Raw genomic sequence first — 15,270 nt, 5'->3', positions numbered from 1 at the left:
CGCTCCGGGGTCCCCTCGCTACGGGCCTGCTCCCGGGAGTACGCGCTGCAGGCCCCATCCATGGGGCCTCAGCGCTTGACGGGCATCCATGCCCGTCACCTCCCTCCGCAGTCCCTTCGCTCGGCCTCCTGAAGTCGCAATCGGCGGCGCCTGAACTATCGCGCGCTTAGAAGCAAAAGCCGAAGCAAGAGCAAGAGCAAGAGCAGCCAAGTTATGGCTGGGAGGCAATGGCCTTTTCGATGGCTGCCCGGAACGCTGGATCATCCGGCTTGGTCAGGCTGGAAAAGTTACCAATCACTTTGCCCTTGCGGTCTACCACGTACTTGTAGAAGTTCCACTTCGGCGCACTGCTCTGGCTGGCCAGTTCCGCGAACAGCGGTATCGCATCCGCGCCCCGAACCGCCTGCGTCTTGGTCATGGTAAAGGTGACGCCATAGTTGGCATAACAAACCTTGGCTGTCTTCTCGCTGTCGGCGTCCTCCTGCTTGAAGTCATTGGAAGGCACACCAAGCATTTCCAGGCCTTGCTCGTGATATTCCTTATATGTCGCCTCAAGCCCCTCGAACTGCGGCGCAAAACCGCAGTAACTGGCCGTGTTGACCACCACCAGCGGCTTGCCGGCAAAGCGCTGGCACAGGTCCACCTGCCCCTTGCCCCGCAACTCTGGCAGGCTACCCTGCAACAACGCCGGGCAATCGGCAGCCCAGCTCGATGCGCCGGCAAGCAGGGCCAGCACCGGCACCATCAACCAATGTGCACGCATGACTCGTTTCTCCCGCAAGACAATCCCTGAACTTGCAGGGTAGCGCCTAACAAACACTCATGCCCAGCTGCATCAGCGCCATCCCGCCCTTGTGCCAGCCCCACCACACCAGCGCCAGCAGCAACAGGGCGGCGACGGCCAGTAGCCCTCGAGCCAGGTAGCGGCTCATGCGGCCTGGGCCTGCAGGCGGGCGACCGGGCGTTCGCGCACGGGCCAGTTGAGGGCGGCAGCCAGCAGACTGAGCAGGATGGAAATCTGCCAGACCAGGTCGTAGCTGCCGGTGCGGTCATACACTACCCCGCCCAACCAGCCGCCCAGGAATGCGCCCAGCTGGTGGAACAGGAAGACGATACCGCCAAGCATGGACAGGTTGCGCACGCCGAACACGGTGGCCACCGTGCCGTTGGTCAGTGGCACCGTGGACAACCACAGCAGCCCCATGGCGATGCCGAACAGGTAAGCGCTGACTTCAGTCACCGGCGCCCAGAGGAACAGCACGATCACTACCGCACGCAGCAGGTACAGCCCGGTCAGCAGGCGCGGCTTGGACATGCGCCCGCCCAGCCAGCCCGCGGTGAAGGTACCGACGATATTGAACAGGCCTACCAGCGCCAGCACCGTTGTGCCGGTGGTCGCGGCCAGGTGCTGGTCGACCAGGTAGGCCGGCAGGTGCACGCCAATGAACACCACCTGGAAACCACAAACGAAAAAGCCCAGCGCCAACAACCAGAAGCCGGAGTGCGAGCACGCCTCGCGCAGGGCCTGGCCCAGGGTCTGTTCGGCACCATGGGTGGGCAGCGGCCGGTCGCGCAGCAGGCCGACGAAGGGCACGATCAGCGCCACCATCAGGCCCAGCACCAGCAACGCTGCGGACCAGCCCAGCCACTGGATCAGGCCGAGGGTGCCCGGCAACATGGCGAACTGGCCGAAAGAACCGGCAGCGCTGGCAATGCCCATGGCCATGCTGCGCTTCTCCACCGGCACGGCACGCCCGACCACGCCGAGGATGACCGAGAACGAGGTGCCGGACAGGCCGATGCCGATCAGCAAGCCGGCACTCAGCGACAACGACCAGGCCGAGTCGGCCATGCCCATCAGCACCAACCCGGCAGCGTAGAGAATACCACCAATGATCACCACCCGCGCCGCGCCCATGCGGTCGGCCAGGGCGCCGGCGAACGGTTGCGCCAGCCCCCAGATCAGGTTCTGCAAGGCAATGGCGAAGGCGAACACCTCACGCCCCCAGCCGAAGTCCGCGCTCATCGGCGCCAGGAACAGGCCGAAGCCGTGCCGCACACCCAGGGATAGCGCCAGGATCAGCGCTGCCCCCACCAATACCCACCCGCTGGTTCGCCACACCGAAGTCATTGTCGTTATCTCCAGCACATCGCAAGGTTTTACGGGTATATACCCGCTTATAGTCGTATCAAATCAAGCCAGTTGGTTCAGCAAACGCACCAGTTCATCCCGCTGCCCTGCCCCCAGCCGCTCCACCAGTTCGGCCTGAGCCTGTTCCCAGGCTGGATGGGCAGCGTGCAGCAGCTGGGTACCGGCCTCGGTCAGCAGCACCACGCGGTTGCGCTGATCGTCACCATCGGCCAAGGCCACCAGCCCTTCAGCCTCCAGCACCCGCAGGTTGCGGCCCAAGGTACTGCGCTCCAGGCCCATGGCCTCCGCCAGGGTGGTGATACTGGGGCGATCGAGCCGCTGCAGATGACGCAACAGGGAAAACTGGGCGACATTGACCCCGAAGCCGGCAAGGGCCTCGTCGTAATGCCGGCTCACCCCACGGGCGGCACGACGCAGATGGGTGCAGATGCATTCACTGGTCAACATGGATACGTGTATATACCCGCGTCATGTGTGTTGCAAGAGATTTCACGATTACCGACGCCCCTCAGCCCTGATGCCTGTCAGATAGCGTTAACGGGACTCTGTGGGAGCGGGCGTGCCCGCGAACACCGGCGAAGCCGGTGCCATACACCACGTCGCCTGCTTCGCGGGCATGCCCGCTCCCACAGAGCCCTGCTAAATCAATGATTTATGTGTTGTTCTGTGGGAGCTGGCTTGCCGGCGATGGGCCGCAAAGCGGCCCCCAATTACTTAACCAGGTTCAAGCGCCAGCGAATCGGCTCGAACTCTACTGTAGCCTTGCGCGCCAGCGGGTCTGGAGCGCCCTGCTCGATTGCCTGCCAATAGCGCCACGGCACCTTGGCCGAGCCCAGTTCGTAGTCCATGCCGTCCCAGTTATCTTCACGGAAGCTGTAGAAGGCCCAGTGCAACCGGTGGCGATCCAGCACGCTGAGCACGTCTTCCAGGTATTGCCGGCAGCCCGGCAGCCTGCGCATGCAGCCGAACTCGCCCACCACCAACCGCGAGCGGGGCACGTTCATGGCCGCGGCCCAGTCCAGCGGCTGGCGCAGGTATTGCGCCACACGCTGGCCATCCCACTGCTGCGTCTGCCCCGCGAATGGTGCCGGGCCGGGATAGGCGATGGGTTGCTTGCGCGTCATGTTCGGTGCACTGGTCACCAGATAGGGCTCGTACATGTGCACGCTGTACAGCACTCGCGGGTCTTCCAGAGGTGCCGGCCAGTAACCGAAGGCGTCAGCGGCGGCGAACCAGCCGGCATCGAGCATGACCGGCGTGTCCGCGTCCTCCTCGCGAATGGCCGCTATCAACTGCCGATACAGGGCCGGCAGATCACGCGCACTGCCCTGCTGCCGTGCATACCACTGCTGCATTTGCCCAGGGTCGGCATGCTCGGCCAGGCCACCTTGCTTCTCCGGGGCGGGCTCGTTGACCAGGTTGTAGGCGGCGATGGCCGGGTGACCTTTCAGCTCCCGCGCCAGATCCCGCCAGAAGGCCGCAGCCTGCAACCAGTAGCGTTTGTCCTGCCAGAGGCGGTCGTCGAACTGGCCCTGGTTGTTCTGCGACCAGCGCATGCCGGGTAGCGAGAGCGGTGCGATGACCACCTTGAGGCCGGCCTTATGGGCGCGGTCGAGGGTGGCTCGCAGCGTGGCCAGGTCGGCCGCAGGCAGGCCTTGGTAGGCATCGGCATCGCCGAGGAGGAAGTCGCGTTCCGCCGACTGCCATTTGTCGTAGGACAGCCGCACCCAGGTCGCGCCATAACCGCTCAAGGCGTCGAAGTAGGCTTGATCAGGCGGCAGCCGGTTGAAGCTGTTGCCACCGTGGCGGGGGATGTTCCAGAAAACCATGAGATCGGCTGCCATGGCAGCAGGCCCCATGGCCAACAAAAACGCAGCGAGAATGACATGACGCATGGTGCCGACACTCCTCGACAGTTTGCGGGAGGGGCAAGCATACGCCAGTGAAAAGATGCCGGTTCTTGCTGAGTTTTTTCAGGAATTTACCAACACGTTAGGCTCAGAAACGCCCTACAGAAACATCCTGCTTGCGCGGTCACTTGTAGGAGCGGCCTTGTGTCGCGAAAGGGCTGCAAAGCAGCCCCGGCAATTTATGCACTAACGCTGAAATCGTGGGGGCTGCTTTGCAGCCCTTTCGCGACACAAGGCCGCTCCTACAGGGTCCAGAGCAAAGCTCAGAGGCCCAACGCCAACCCCAGCACCACGGCCAGTTCGAGCAACTCGAGCATTGCACCAGCGGTATCGCCGGTAGTCCCGCCCAGGCGCCGGCACATCAGTTGTCGCAACCAGGCAAACACCGCCAACGCCAGTACCACGACCCACCCGCCCAGGACCAGGCAAAAAAGCACACAGCCCAGCAGCACCCAGCCGGCCGCATGCCGGGGCAGGTGCTCGGCCAGCGCTTGCCCCAAACCACCCTGCCGTACATAAGGCGTACTCAGGAACAATCCGAGCATCGCCGCCCGCCCGATCAACGGTGCCAGTAGCAACTGCACGCCAATGCCCTGCTCGACCAGCACCCACAACGCGCAGAACTTCAACAACAGCACCAGCACCAGGGTGACCACGGCAATCGGCCCGCTACGCGGGTCTTTCATGATCAGCAGGGTGCGTTCGCGGTCACCGAAACCACCCAGCCAAGCGTCGGCGCTGTCCGCCAGGCCATCCAGGTGCAAGGCGCCACTGAGCAACACCCACAACGTCAGCAGCAGGGCCGCGTGCAACGGCGCCGGTGTACCCTCCAGCAAGTGGCTGGCCAGCCACAGCAACAGGCCGAACAGCAACCCGACCAGCGGGTAGCAGAGCAGCGAGCGCCCCACCTCGCGCGGCGCCGGCATGCCCGGCAGACTCACCGGCAGGCTGCTGAGAAACTGCAAGGCAATCCACAACGGCAACATTTCAGCGCCCCTCGACCAACTGGCCGTCGTCACCCGGCACCAATCGCATCAGCGCAGCGTGGCCGACTTCGACCTGCAGCAACTGCGCCCTCGGCAAACCACGGGCACGGGCCAGCAGCAACCGCATCACGCCGCCATGGGTGACCAGCAGCACACGCTTGCCAGCATGCTGATGGCTCAGGCGCTCGACAGCCGCCAGCACACGCTCGGCGAACGCCTCGACCGGCTCGCCATTGGGCGGTGTAAAAGCGTAAGGGTCCGCCCAGAAGCGCCCCAGCGCGTCCGCCTGGTCTTCCATGATCTGCGCCGCACTACGGCCTTCCCAGTCGCCAAAATGCAGTTCCTGCAACGCCGCTTCACGCTGTACCGGCAGGTTCAGCCGCTCGCCCAGTTCCTCGGCAAAACGCGCGCAGCGCTGCAGCGGCGAACTGACCAGCACCTCCCACGGGCCGGCTTCGGCCACGGCGTGACGCATCTGCGCCCAGCCCTTGTCGGTCAAGGCATCATCAAGGCTGCCACGCAGGCCTCCCTGTTCCGTTTCGCCATGGCGCAGCAGGTCAAGGATCATGCGGGCGGTCCGCCACAGCAGCCTCGGCGAAGGTCGCCATCTGCCCGTGCAGCGCACAGGCCAGGCGCAACAGCGGTACGGCCAGGGCAGCCCCACTGCCCTCGCCCAGGCGCAGGCCCAGGGCCAGCAACGGCTCGGCCTGCAACGCGTCGAGCAAGGCTTTGTGCCCAGGCTCTGCGCCTTGGTGGGCGAACAGCAACCAGGCCCGGCACTGCGGGTTGAGGCGCACCGCCAGCAGCGCGGCGACACTGCAGATGAAGCCGTCCACCAGCACCGCGATACCCGCCTGCGCACAGCCGATGTAGGCACCGGCCAGGGCCGCGATCTCGAAACCACCGACACAACCCAGTGCCTGCAATGGATCGTTGGCGCTCAGGCCATGCAGGCTCAGCGCCCGTTCGATGACCTCGGCCTTGTGCCGCACCCCGGCGTGGTCCAGGCCGGTACCCGGGCCACTCAACTCAGCCGGCGGGCAGCCCAGCAGGACGCTGGCCAAGGCAGCGGCAGCCGTGGTGTTGCCAATACCCATCTCGCCACCGATGAACAGCTGCGCGCCCTGTTCGGCGGCGCGCAGGGCACTATCGCGGCCAGCCTGCAGGGCGGCCTGCAGCTGGCCCTCGGTCATCGCTGGCTGGCGGGCGAAGTTGGCGGTACCGGCGCCCAGGCGCAGATGGCGCACGCCAGGCAGTTCCAGGTGCGGGTCGATGGTGCCCAGGTCGACCACTTCCAGGCTTGCCTGCAGCTGGCGCGCCAGCACGCTGATTGCCGCGCCACCACCGACGAAGTTGCGCAGCATCTGCCCGGTCACCGCTTGCGGGTAGGCCGAGATGCCTTCCTCGACCACGCCGTGGTCACCGGCAAAAATGCTGATTGCGGCGTGATCCAAGGTCGGCCGTTCACACCCCTGCAGGCCGGCCAGCTGAATGGCCAATCCTTCCAGTTGGCCGAGCGAACCGGCAGGTTTGGTCAGCTGCTGCTGACGGGCGCGGGCCTGGTCCATGGCGGCGTTGTCGAGGGGTTGGCAGGCGTCACGCCACCAGGCTTGGGTCATAGTGCAGGTCCTTTGAGCATTAGGGGCAGGCCGGCCACGGTCAGCACCACGCGCTGACAGCGTTCGGCCACGGCCTGGTGCAGCCAGCCGGCCAGGTCGACATAGCGTCGGGTCAGCTCGCCCATGGGCACGACGCCCAGGCCGGTTTCGTTACTGACCAGGATGACCGTGCCCGGCAACTTTTCCAGGCAGGCCAGCAGCGCATCACGCTCCTCGGCCAGGCGCTGGTCGTCTTCGAGCATCAGCAGGTTGGTCAACCACAGGGTCAGGCAATCCACCAGCAGGCAGCGCCCTTCGGCCGCTTCGGCGCGCAGTACCGCGGCCAGGGCCAGGGGCTCTTCGATCAACCCCCAGTCATCGGGGCGACGCTGGCGGTGCAGCAGCACGCGTTGGTTCATTTCACCATCCAGCGGCTGGCTGGTGGCGATATAGGTCACCGGCAGGCCACTGGCGCTGGCCAGCTGTTCGGCCAGGCGGCTCTTGCCCGAACGGGCGCCGCCGAGGATCAGGTTGAGCATGTCAGGCCACCCCACAGAGCTCGCGCAGGCGCGCGGTGTCCAGGTGCTTTTCCACCAGGTCGGCCAGGCGCTCGATATCGCGTTCGCGCAGGGCCTGGTAATCGACGGCCTGCACATCATCCAGCCCAGCCCAGCGCAGCAGCGCCGCGCACGACTGGCTGCCTTCGAAAAGGCCGTGCAGGTAGGTGGCAAGTATCTGGCCATCAGCGCTGACAGCACCATCGCAACGGCCATCGGCAAGTTGCACGGCTGGCTGCTCCAGGGCAGGCCCCGTGGTGACGCCGGCATGAATTTCATAACCGGCAACCGGGACTGCTTCCAGGTTCAGCGTGCCGGCAACGTTGCGCAGTTGCTTCTCGGCTTCGAGCACCGTGGCGTAATCGAGCAGGCCAAGCCCCGGGCTGGAGCCGGCGGCACCTTCGAGACCAAGCGGGTCATGCACTTCGCGGCCCAGCATCTGCAGGCCACCGCAGATCCCGATCAGCTTGCCGCCATAGCGCAGGTGCCGGTCGATGGCCTTGTCCCAACCGCGCTCACGCAATTGCGCCAGGTCGCCGCGCACACTCTTGGAACCCGGCAGGATGATCAGGTCGGCAGCCGGGATCGGCTGGCCCGGGCCGATGAACTGCAGGTCCACCTGGGGGTGCAGGCGCAGTGGGTCGAAGTCTGTGTGGTTACTGATACGCGGCAGCACCGGGACGATCACCTTGAGCACGCGCTCGGTCTTCGTCCCCTGGCGCATATCGATGCCGTCTTCGGCTTCCAGATGCAGATCGGTGACATACGGCAGCACGCCCAGTACCGGCTTGCCAGTGCGTTGCTCCAGCCAGTCCAGCCCCGGCTGCAGCAAGGCGATGTCGCCGCGGAAGCGGTTGATGACAAAGCCCTTTACCCGCGCCTGCTCACTGGGCGACAGCAGTTCCAGGGTGCCGACCAGATGGGCGAACACACCACCACGATTGATGTCGGCAACCAGGATCACCGGGCAGTCCACCGCTTCGGCAAAGCCCATGTTGGCAATGTCACCGGCACGCAGGTTGATCTCCGCTGGCGAGCCCGCACCTTCGACCATGACCACCGGCCAGGCAGCACTCAGGCGCTGGTGCGAAGCCAGCACCGCCTGCATGGCGATAGCCTTGTAGTCGTGGTAGGCCACCGCGTTCATGCTGGTGACGGCACGGCCATGGATGATCACCTGGGCGCCGGTGTCGCTGTTGGGCTTGAGCAGCACCGGGTTCATGTCGGTATGCGGCTGCAGCCGGCAGGCCTGGGCCTGCACCGCCTGGGCCCGGCCGATTTCACCGCCGTCGGCGGTCACCGCGCTGTTCAGCGCCATGTTCTGTGGCTTGAACGGCACCACGCCGACGCCCTGGCGCAACAGCCAGCGGCACAGTGCGGTCACCAGCGTGCTCTTGCCGGCGTCGGAGGTGGTGCCTTGCACCATGAGGGTGGTCATGCCGTTTCCTTCTGATAGGCCGCCAGGGCCTGGGCCAGGCGCTGTTCGTCCGCCGCATGGGCAGGCAGCCCAAGGCGAACCGCCGGCGGGTGCTCGAACAGCCGCACCAGGATGCCGCGGCAGGCAAGAAAGTCATGCAGTTGCGCAGCGTGCTCGCTGCGTACGTACTGGAACAGGTCGCAACCACCGCTGGGCGCCAGGCCGGCGCTGCGCAACAGCATAGCCAGCCGCTGGCTGGCGGCAGCGCAGCGTTCGACCTGCACACGCTGGGCGGCGTGGTCGGCCAGGCTGGCCTGGGCCAACACCCGGGTCGGGCCATTGACGGTCCACGGCCCAAGCAACTCGGCCAGGCGCAGCAGCAGGCTGCGCTCGGCGGCAACGAACCCCAGGCGCACGCCGGCCAGGCCGAAGAACTTGCCGAACGAGCGCAGCACGATCAGCCCCGGGCGCTCGGCACAATCGACCACGCTTTGCGCCGGGGTGTTGTCCATGAACGCTTCATCGACCAGCAGCCAACCACCGCGGGCAGCCAGGCGCGCATGCCAATCCAGCAGGCGTTCACGCGGCACCCGGCGGCCGGTGGGGTTGTTGGGGTTGACCAGCACCAGTACGTCAAGGCTGTCGAGCGTCGCCTCGACCTGCGCTTCGTCCAGCTCCAGCAACTGGTGCCCCGCCCGTTGCCAGGCGTATGGGTGCTCGGCATAGCAAGGCGTCAACACCCCTACCTGGCCGGCTGCGCGCAACAGCGGCAAGGCCTGGATCGCGGCCTGGGAACCGGCCACCGCCAGCAATTGGCGTGCGCCGTAATACGCACGCGCGGCGTCCTCCAGGCCATCCTCGGTCTCCGGCAGGCGAGCCCAGGCCTCCACGGGAATCGGTGGAATCGGGAAAGGCCATGGCGCAATGCCGCTGGACAGGTCGAGCCACTGCTCGCGGGCGATGCCGTATTGCCGTACCGCCCGCAGCAGGCGGCCTCCGTGTTCAAGCATTGATATAGGCCCCCAGGCAGATCACCAGCAGCCACAGCCATACGCCGCGCTGCACCAGGCCCCAGCCGCGCTCGATGGCGTCGGCGTCGGCCATTGGCCCGTCACCCAGGCGTGGCCGCTCATGCAGCTCGCCGTGGTACACCGCCGGGCCACCGAGTTCCACACCTAACGCACCAGCACCGGCGGCCATCACCGGCCCGGCATTGGGGCTGTCCCACAGCGGGCCCTGCTTGCGCCAGCAGGCCAGGGCCAGGCGGGTCTTGCCCAGCAGCGCGTAGGTCAACGCCACCAGCCTGGCGGGAATATAGTTGAGCACATCGTCGACGCGCGCCGCGCACCAGCCGAAGCGTTCGAAGCGCTCGTTGCGGTAGCCCCACATCGCGTCCAGGGTGTTGCTCAGGCGGTACAGCACCACGCCCGGCGCGCCGGCGACCACGAACCAGAACAGCGCGGCGAATACCGCATCGCTGCCATTCTCCAGTACCGATTCGGTGGCCGCCCGGGCAACCGCAGGTTCGTCCAGTTCACGGGTTTCGCGGCTGACCAGGTAGCCCACACGGCGCCGCGCTTCTTGCAGGTCACCCTGGCGCAAGGCACTGGCCACCGGCAACACGTGTTCGCCCAGGCTGCGCAGCCCGACGGCGCAGTACAGCGCCAGCACGTCGACCAGCCAGCCGATGTACGGCAGCCAGGAGAGGATCAGTGCCACCAGGGTAAGCGGCACCACGGCCAGGAACCATGCGCTCACCCCGTGGCTGCGCCAGCCGCGCCCACCGGCATTCAGGCGGCGCTCGAGGTTACTGGCCATGTTGCCGAAGGCTACCAGCGGATGGCGCCGCTGCGGTTCGCCCAGCAAGGCATCCAGGGCCACCCCGGCCACAGTCAGCAAGGCGACGCTCATTGGCGCTCTCCCCATTGATTCTCAAAGAGCATTTCACTCAAGGGCCGTTCCTCGGCCCAGTTTTCCAGCACCAGCATCGGTGCCGGGTAGAACTCGGTTACCGGCCCCAGGCACAGCACCGCGACCGGCTTGGCCCCGGCCGGCATGCCCAGCAGCGCCGCCAGCGCCTGCGGGTCGAACAGCGACACCCAGCCCATGCCCAGGCCTTCGCCACGGGCTGCCAGCCACAGGTTCTGGATGGCGCAGGCCAGCGAGGCCAGGTCCATTTCCGGCAGGGTGCGACGGCCGAAGATATGCGGCTCGCGGTTGTCCATCAGGGCGGCCACCAGCAACTCGGCGCAGTCATTGATGCCCTCCACCTTCAGTTTCATGAAGGCGTCGGAGCGTTCGCCCAACGCTTCGGCGGTACGCACCCGCTCTGCTTCCACCAAGGCCTGGATGCGCGCACGCAGGTCGCGCTGGGTGATGCGGATGAAACGCCAGGGCTGCATCAGCCCGACGCTTGGCGCCTGGTGCGCGGCAGCCAACAGGCGGCCCAGCAGTTCCGGGGCTACCTCGCCGCCGGCGAAATGGCGCATGTCACGGCGTTCGCCGATGGCCCGGTAGATCGCGGCGCGCTCGGCGTCGCTGTAGGCGTGTTCGCTCATGGTCGCAACAGCGCCGCCGCCGCATCCGGGTTGGAGGGGAAGTAGAAGTGCACGTAGGAAGCCGTCAGCCGACCCAGGCGGTACACCGCTTCGTTGCCACGCCCGCCATTGGGGCTCAGGCCACGTGCGATCGGCTCCAGTGCGGTACTGGTCAGCGAATGGTGATAGGTGTGCCCGCGCAGGGTGCCTTCCGGCAGTTCCACCGCCTGCAAGGCCAAGGCAGCCAGGCGCTTCTGCATTGTCGCTTCGCCCGGCAGCAGGCCGAGCAGCTCGGCACGCTCGCCGGCCACGTCGGTCAGGGCATCGAGCAGATACAGCATGCCGCCGCACTCGGCCAGCAACGGTTTGCCCTGGGCGTGATGGGCGCGTATCGCCTCGTTCATCGGCGCATTGCCGGCCAGGGCGTGGTGGTGCAGTTCGGGATAACCGCCCGGCAGGTACAGGCTGTCTACTGCCGGCAGTTCGCGGTCATGCAGCGGCGAGAAGAACTCCAGCTGTGCGCCCAGGTTGCGCAGCAGGTCGAGGTTGGCGCCATAGGTGAAGGCGAAGGCCTCGTCTCGCGCCACGCCAATGCGTACACCGGCCAACGAGGCAGCACTGGTTTGCGGCTCGGGTTCGGCAAAGGTCACTGGCGGCGGCAAGGCCGCATCGCAACTGGCGCCAAGCGCCTCGGCAGCGGCATCCAGGCGCGCGTCCAGGTCGTTCAGCTCGCTGGCCTGGACCAGCCCAAGGTGGCGGCTGGGCAGCTCGATACCGCGCTCGCGGGACAAGCCGCCATACCAGCGCAGGCCCTCGGTCAGGCTACCTTCCAGCAGTTGCGCGTGGCGCAGGCTGCCGACCCGGTTGGCCAACACACCGGCAAACGGCAGGTCCGCCTGGTAGCGTGCCAGGCCCAGGGCCAGGGCGCCGAAGGTCTGGGCCATGGCCGTGCCGTCGATCACCGCCAGCACCGGCACGCCGAAGTGGCGCGCCAGATCGGCGCTGGACGGCGTGCCGTCGAACAGCCCCATCACCCCTTCGATCAGGATCAGGTCGGCCTCGCCGGCGGCTTCCCACAGCAGGCGGCGGCTTTCCTCGGCGCCGATCATCCACAGGTCGAGTTGGTACACCGGCGCGCCGCTGGCCCGCTCGAGGATCATCGGGTCGAGAAAGTCGGGCCCGCACTTGAACACCCGCACCTTGCGCCCAAGGTTGCGGTGCAGGCGGGCCAGGGCGGCGGTGACGGTGGTCTTGCCCTGGCCAGAGGCCGGTGCCGCGATCAGCACGGCGGGGCAATGGCGCGGCTGGCTCACAGTTCCACGCCCTTCTGTGCACGGATGCCGGCCTGGAAGGCGTGCTTGAGCATGCCCATCTCGGTCACGGTGTCGGCCAGTTCGATCATCTCGGGTTTCGCGGCACGGCCAGTGACGATCACATGCTGCATCGGTGGGCGGGCCTGGATGTCGGACAGCACCTGGTCAAGGTCGAGGTAGCCGTGCTTGAGGGCGATGTTCAGTTCATCGAGCACCACGAACTGCACGCTAGGGTCTTGCAGCAACTGGCGCGACACAGCCCAGGCCGCTTCGGCGGCGGCAATGTCGCGCTGGCGGTCCTGGGTTTCCCAGGTAAAGCCCTCGCCCATCACGTGGTAGCGCACCTGCTCGGGGAAGCGGCGGAAGAACAGCTCTTCGCCGGTGCTGTTGCGGCCCTTGATGAACTGCACCACACCGCACTGCATGCCATGGCCCAGGGCGCGCGCGAGCATACCGAAGGCCGAGCTGCTCTTGCCTTTGCCATTGCCGGTCAGCACCAGCAGCAGGCCGCATTCGTTGGGGGAATTGGCGATGCGTTCGTCGATGATCGCCTTCTTGCGCTGCATGCGCGCCAGGTGGCGTTCGTCGCGTTCGGTGGATTCGCTCATCAGGGTTCTCCGCTGGCTGGCGCCACGGCAACGCGCGGCGACAGGTAAAAGGCGGGCAGACGGAGAACGCGCAGGGGCCGTGGCCGTACGCCACGGTGCACCGCGCATCACCCTCCGTGATGCCGTTGGCAGTATCAGGCCGGTCTCCGGGCTTGTGAGCGGGCCTTGGCCCAGGCCTGCGCGCCTTCCCGGGTGCTGGCACCCAGTGGCCCTGCGCGGCCGCGACTCACCTACCGTTGCGGGGGCAGCGCCGGAATCGCGCCATGCTGGCACCCACCGGCTTCCCAGTTTCACCCTGCCCAGTCGGGGCTGGCAGGGCACCTGAAACACGCGCGAAGGTTAGAGGGTTGCACCGGGAGCGTCAATCGAAGTGGGCCGCTTTGCAGTCGAACAGGCACCGCCCGGGTAATGGCCAATTCACCTGGTTGTGCCACACTGAATACAGTGATATCACATAGCCATCACTTTCAGCTGAACGCGATCACAACGATAACAGGAGAGCGCAGCATGCGAGGCCAGATCATCAACAACCCGCGCCTGGAGTTTCTCGCCCCGGTGCTGGAGCGCTGGGGCGATTGCATCGACCGCTTCAACCAGTTTGCCGGCGATGCCGAAGCACCTTACTGGCATGGCGCCGCGGCCAATACCGGGCTGCTTGCCGCAGCGGCGTGGCAGGCCGAACTGGCGGCGCTGCAGCAGTTTGCCGGCAAGAAGCAGCGCGACGAAGGCGAACACGAAGGGCGCTGCGACCTGTCGATCAGTAGTGCCGATGAAGCGCTGTACCTCAGTGTCAGCCAGCGCTGGCCAAAAGTTGCCCGGCTGGACATGGCCGACGCCCTGCAGCAGACCGCTGCCCTCGCGCGCCAGGTGGCCTACCCCAGCCAGTTGAAAGCCGGGGCGCTGTTCATCAGCCCGTGGAAGGCTGGCCAGCATGCCAGCCCCGAGGAACTGCAGGACCTGGTCGACGATCTGCAGAAACATACCGCCTGTGCCATCGCCTGGTACTTCCCGTATGCCTATCGCAAGTTGCACAACGAGCTGGGGCAGTATTTCCCGGGGGTGGCGTTGTTGCTCAAGCAGGCTTGAAGCAACTTCGGCTCGGGGCGGGACCGGAACGCGTTAGCAAGCGCGACGTGGTTTCTGTGGGAGCGGGCGTGCCCGCGAAGAATCCAGCGCGGTGGCTGGCACCGGCTGCGCCGGTGTTCGCGGGCGCGCCCGCTCCCACAGAGCCCCTGCCAAACCTTTCAGTTATATGCGGCTCCATGAGAGCGCGGCCCGTGCCGCGAATGGCCTGCGCGCCTTTCAGGTCTCAACGCATCATGCCGAGTTCGGCATCATCCAGCAGCGCTTTGCCCAAGGCGCAAAGGTAGTGCGCGGCCCAGATCAGCTTTGGCTTGTCTTCCATCAGGCCGTCGATGGTCAGGTCCCGTGCATAGCCGATCAATTCCGAGGCTTGTTCGCGGGCGTTCTGGCAGGAGATACCGGGTTCGATGCGGAACAGGGGGTGGGTCTGGTTTTCACCTTGAAAGAATATGGTTTTGCCGACTGTGCATTTCGTGTCATCGGTGGTCATTTAAGGCTCCTGTCGTAGTGAAGCGACCACCGACCGCGGCTAAACAGTATGGTGGCAACTGTACGTGGGTTAGCCGACCGGGACGTCAGGCACCCGGCGCACCCGCAGGTGCCCCACGCACAGCCGCCATAAGGCGCCAATGCCGATTACTCGGTATTGCTCAGCTGCGGTGTCTGACGATTTCGGGCGGCTAACCCGGTCATTGAAGGTCAACGACATGCCGAGACTAGAGACCGCATTTGGCGCGCGCAACGGAGAATAGGTGTTAAGAGTATCTTTGGGAAACGGCCTACAAGAAAGGTGTTAAATCTGATTCTTGGTCTCGCCCCCACGCCACCTTTGCAACAGCAGCGGCGCATCTCACTGGCACATTGAGCCACCACCAGACCTGCTTGCTCTTGATCTTGATCTTGATCTTGATCTTGATCTTCGCGACTTCAGGAGGCCGAGCAGAGGTCTTGCGGAGGGAGGTGACGGGCATGGATGCCCGTCAAGCGCTGAGGCCCCATGGATGGGGCCTGCAGCGCGTACTCCCGGGAGCAAGACCGGCGCGAGGGAACCCCGTAGCGTAGCGGAGGGGCCGGATGATGGGAGCGCAGCGTTTTTTGGTTACTTTTTG

18 protein-coding genes and 1 riboswitch are annotated in these 15,270 nt (G+C 65.9%); of the genes, 1 reads left to right on the top strand and 17 read right to left on the bottom strand.

Translation table 11 applies throughout. The features are described 5' to 3' along the window. Positions 1–211: 211 nt before the first annotated feature. The 15 genes from CAG00_RS27255 to cobO form a co-directional block, all read right to left on the bottom strand. Positions 212–763 carry a glutathione peroxidase gene (locus tag CAG00_RS27255; protein WP_085619533.1) on the bottom strand — a complete coding sequence of 184 codons (552 nt, stop codon included), beginning with the start codon at positions 761–763 and terminating at the stop codon, positions 212–214. Between the two features lie 46 nt (positions 764–809). Beyond that, positions 810–932 carry a hypothetical protein gene (locus CAG00_RS29190; RefSeq protein WP_256220389.1) on the bottom strand — a complete coding sequence of 41 codons (123 nt, stop codon included), beginning with the start codon at positions 930–932 and terminating at the stop codon, positions 810–812. Next, on the bottom strand, positions 929–2,131 hold the full coding sequence (locus CAG00_RS27250) for an MFS transporter (RefSeq protein ID WP_085665798.1): 1,203 nt from the start codon (positions 2,129–2,131) through the stop codon (positions 929–931). Before CAG00_RS27250 ends, CAG00_RS29190 begins: the two co-directional genes overlap by 4 nt. Before the next feature lie 63 nt (positions 2,132–2,194). Beyond that, complete coding sequence (locus CAG00_RS27245) at positions 2,195–2,599, bottom strand: MarR family winged helix-turn-helix transcriptional regulator (protein ID WP_046617187.1); 405 nt, start codon at positions 2,597–2,599, stop codon at positions 2,195–2,197. Positions 2,600–2,862: 263 nt separating this feature from the next. Beyond that, a complete protein-coding gene (locus CAG00_RS27240; RefSeq protein WP_176240926.1) occupies positions 2,863–3,981 on the bottom strand; it encodes a glycoside hydrolase family 5 protein in 1,119 nt (372 codons plus the stop codon). 344 nt (positions 3,982–4,325) lie between these two features. Continuing rightward, complete coding sequence (locus CAG00_RS27230) at positions 4,326–5,048, bottom strand: adenosylcobinamide-GDP ribazoletransferase (protein ID WP_085665795.1); 723 nt, start codon at positions 5,046–5,048, stop codon at positions 4,326–4,328. Position 5,049: 1 nt separating this feature from the next. Next, positions 5,050–5,616 carry a histidine phosphatase family protein gene (locus tag CAG00_RS27225; protein ID WP_085665794.1) on the bottom strand — a complete coding sequence of 189 codons (567 nt, stop codon included), beginning with the start codon at positions 5,614–5,616 and terminating at the stop codon, positions 5,050–5,052. Further along, the gene (gene cobT, locus CAG00_RS27220; protein WP_085665793.1) at positions 5,606–6,667 is read right to left on the bottom strand and encodes a nicotinate-nucleotide--dimethylbenzimidazole phosphoribosyltransferase; all 1,062 of its coding nucleotides are present in this window, start codon (positions 6,665–6,667) and stop codon (positions 5,606–5,608) included. Before cobT ends, CAG00_RS27225 begins: the two co-directional genes overlap by 11 nt. Then, complete coding sequence (gene cobU / locus CAG00_RS27215) at positions 6,664–7,185, bottom strand: bifunctional adenosylcobinamide kinase/adenosylcobinamide-phosphate guanylyltransferase (protein ID WP_085665792.1); 522 nt, start codon at positions 7,183–7,185, stop codon at positions 6,664–6,666. The genes cobT and cobU overlap by 4 nt, the downstream gene beginning before the upstream one ends. Before the next feature lies 1 nt (position 7,186). Continuing rightward, positions 7,187–8,641, bottom strand: a complete 1,455-nt coding sequence (locus CAG00_RS27210) for a cobyric acid synthase (protein ID WP_085665791.1) — start codon at positions 8,639–8,641, stop codon at positions 7,187–7,189. Beyond that, on the bottom strand, positions 8,638–9,630 hold the full coding sequence (gene cobD, locus CAG00_RS27205; protein WP_085665790.1) for a threonine-phosphate decarboxylase CobD: 993 nt from the start codon (positions 9,628–9,630) through the stop codon (positions 8,638–8,640). Before cobD ends, CAG00_RS27210 begins: the two co-directional genes overlap by 4 nt. Then, on the bottom strand, positions 9,623–10,531 hold the full coding sequence (gene cbiB / locus CAG00_RS27200; protein WP_015269245.1) for an adenosylcobinamide-phosphate synthase CbiB: 909 nt from the start codon (positions 10,529–10,531) through the stop codon (positions 9,623–9,625). Before cbiB ends, cobD begins: the two co-directional genes overlap by 8 nt. After that, positions 10,528–11,178, bottom strand: coding sequence for a 5,6-dimethylbenzimidazole synthase (bluB, locus tag CAG00_RS27195; protein ID WP_085593449.1), 651 nt, complete (start codon positions 11,176–11,178; stop codon positions 10,528–10,530). The genes cbiB and bluB overlap by 4 nt, the downstream gene beginning before the upstream one ends. After that, positions 11,175–12,470, bottom strand: a complete 1,296-nt coding sequence (locus CAG00_RS27190; protein WP_085665789.1) for a cobyrinate a,c-diamide synthase — start codon at positions 12,468–12,470, stop codon at positions 11,175–11,177. Before CAG00_RS27190 ends, bluB begins: the two co-directional genes overlap by 4 nt. Next, positions 12,467–13,078, bottom strand: coding sequence for a cob(I)yrinic acid a,c-diamide adenosyltransferase (gene cobO / locus CAG00_RS27185; protein WP_013971375.1), 612 nt, complete (start codon positions 13,076–13,078; stop codon positions 12,467–12,469). Before cobO ends, CAG00_RS27190 begins: the two co-directional genes overlap by 4 nt. A 119-nt stretch (positions 13,079–13,197) precedes the next feature. Continuing rightward, a riboswitch (cobalamin riboswitch) is annotated at positions 13,198–13,418 on the bottom strand. Positions 13,419–13,585: 167 nt separating this feature from the next. Here cobO and CAG00_RS27180 point away from each other — a divergent pair. Beyond that, a complete protein-coding gene (locus tag CAG00_RS27180) occupies positions 13,586–14,164 on the top strand; it encodes a hypothetical protein (protein WP_085619516.1) in 579 nt (192 codons plus the stop codon). A 223-nt stretch (positions 14,165–14,387) separates the two neighbouring features. Here CAG00_RS27180 and CAG00_RS27175 read toward each other — a convergent pair whose 3' ends face one another. Both CAG00_RS27175 and CAG00_RS29185 read right to left on the bottom strand, forming a co-directional pair. Continuing rightward, positions 14,388–14,651: a DUF3077 domain-containing protein gene (locus CAG00_RS27175; RefSeq protein ID WP_085665788.1), complete on the bottom strand. Its 264-nt coding sequence runs from the start codon at positions 14,649–14,651 to the stop codon at positions 14,388–14,390. Positions 14,652–14,940: 289 nt separating this feature from the next. Then, on the bottom strand, positions 14,941–15,132 hold the full coding sequence (locus tag CAG00_RS29185; protein ID WP_139832848.1) for a hypothetical protein: 192 nt from the start codon (positions 15,130–15,132) through the stop codon (positions 14,941–14,943). Positions 15,133–15,270: the final 138 nt, after the last annotated feature.

Source organism: Pseudomonas sp. B5(2017) (genome assembly GCF_002112825.1).
Taxonomy (GTDB): Bacteria; Pseudomonadota; Gammaproteobacteria; order Pseudomonadales; family Pseudomonadaceae; genus Aquipseudomonas; species Aquipseudomonas putida_Z.
The sequence above is the reverse complement of the archived record's forward strand: the minus strand, read 5'-3'. Positions and strand labels throughout refer to the sequence as shown.

Bases quoted from the DNA above. Each gene is read 5' to 3' on its own strand.
- CAG00_RS27230 (WP_085665795.1), bottom strand. From the start codon at position 5,048: ATGTTGCCGTTGTGGATTGCCTTGCAGTTTCTCAGCAGCCTGCCGGTG.
- cobO (WP_013971375.1), bottom strand. From the start codon at position 13,078: ATGAGCGAATCCACCGAACGCGACGAACGCCACCTGGCGCGCATGCAG.
- CAG00_RS27225 (WP_085665794.1), bottom strand. From the start codon at position 5,616: ATGATCCTTGACCTGCTGCGCCATGGCGAAACGGAACAGGGAGGCCTG.
- CAG00_RS29190 (WP_256220389.1), bottom strand. From the start codon at position 932: ATGAGCCGCTACCTGGCTCGAGGGCTACTGGCCGTCGCCGCCCTGTTG.
- CAG00_RS27240 (WP_176240926.1), bottom strand. From the start codon at position 3,981: ATGGTTTTCTGGAACATCCCCCGCCACGGTGGCAACAGCTTCAACCGG.
- CAG00_RS27255 (WP_085619533.1), bottom strand. From the start codon at position 763: ATGCGTGCACATTGGTTGATGGTGCCGGTGCTGGCCCTGCTTGCCGGC.
- cbiB (WP_015269245.1), bottom strand. From the start codon at position 10,531: ATGAGCGTCGCCTTGCTGACTGTGGCCGGGGTGGCCCTGGATGCCTTG.
- CAG00_RS27210 (WP_085665791.1), bottom strand. From the start codon at position 8,641: ATGACCACCCTCATGGTGCAAGGCACCACCTCCGACGCCGGCAAGAGC.
- CAG00_RS27175 (WP_085665788.1), bottom strand. From the start codon at position 14,651: ATGACCACCGATGACACGAAATGCACAGTCGGCAAAACCATATTCTTT.
- CAG00_RS29185 (WP_139832848.1), bottom strand. From the start codon at position 15,132: ATGCCCGTCACCTCCCTCCGCAAGACCTCTGCTCGGCCTCCTGAAGTC.
- bluB (WP_085593449.1), bottom strand. From the start codon at position 11,178: ATGAGCGAACACGCCTACAGCGACGCCGAGCGCGCCGCGATCTACCGG.
- CAG00_RS27250 (WP_085665798.1), bottom strand. From the start codon at position 2,131: ATGACTTCGGTGTGGCGAACCAGCGGGTGGGTATTGGTGGGGGCAGCG.
- CAG00_RS27245 (WP_046617187.1), bottom strand. From the start codon at position 2,599: ATGTTGACCAGTGAATGCATCTGCACCCATCTGCGTCGTGCCGCCCGT.
- cobD (WP_085665790.1), bottom strand. From the start codon at position 9,630: ATGCTTGAACACGGAGGCCGCCTGCTGCGGGCGGTACGGCAATACGGC.
- cobU (WP_085665792.1), bottom strand. From the start codon at position 7,185: ATGCTCAACCTGATCCTCGGCGGCGCCCGTTCGGGCAAGAGCCGCCTG.
- cobT (WP_085665793.1), bottom strand. From the start codon at position 6,667: ATGACCCAAGCCTGGTGGCGTGACGCCTGCCAACCCCTCGACAACGCC.
- CAG00_RS27180 (WP_085619516.1), top strand. From the start codon at position 13,586: ATGCGAGGCCAGATCATCAACAACCCGCGCCTGGAGTTTCTCGCCCCG.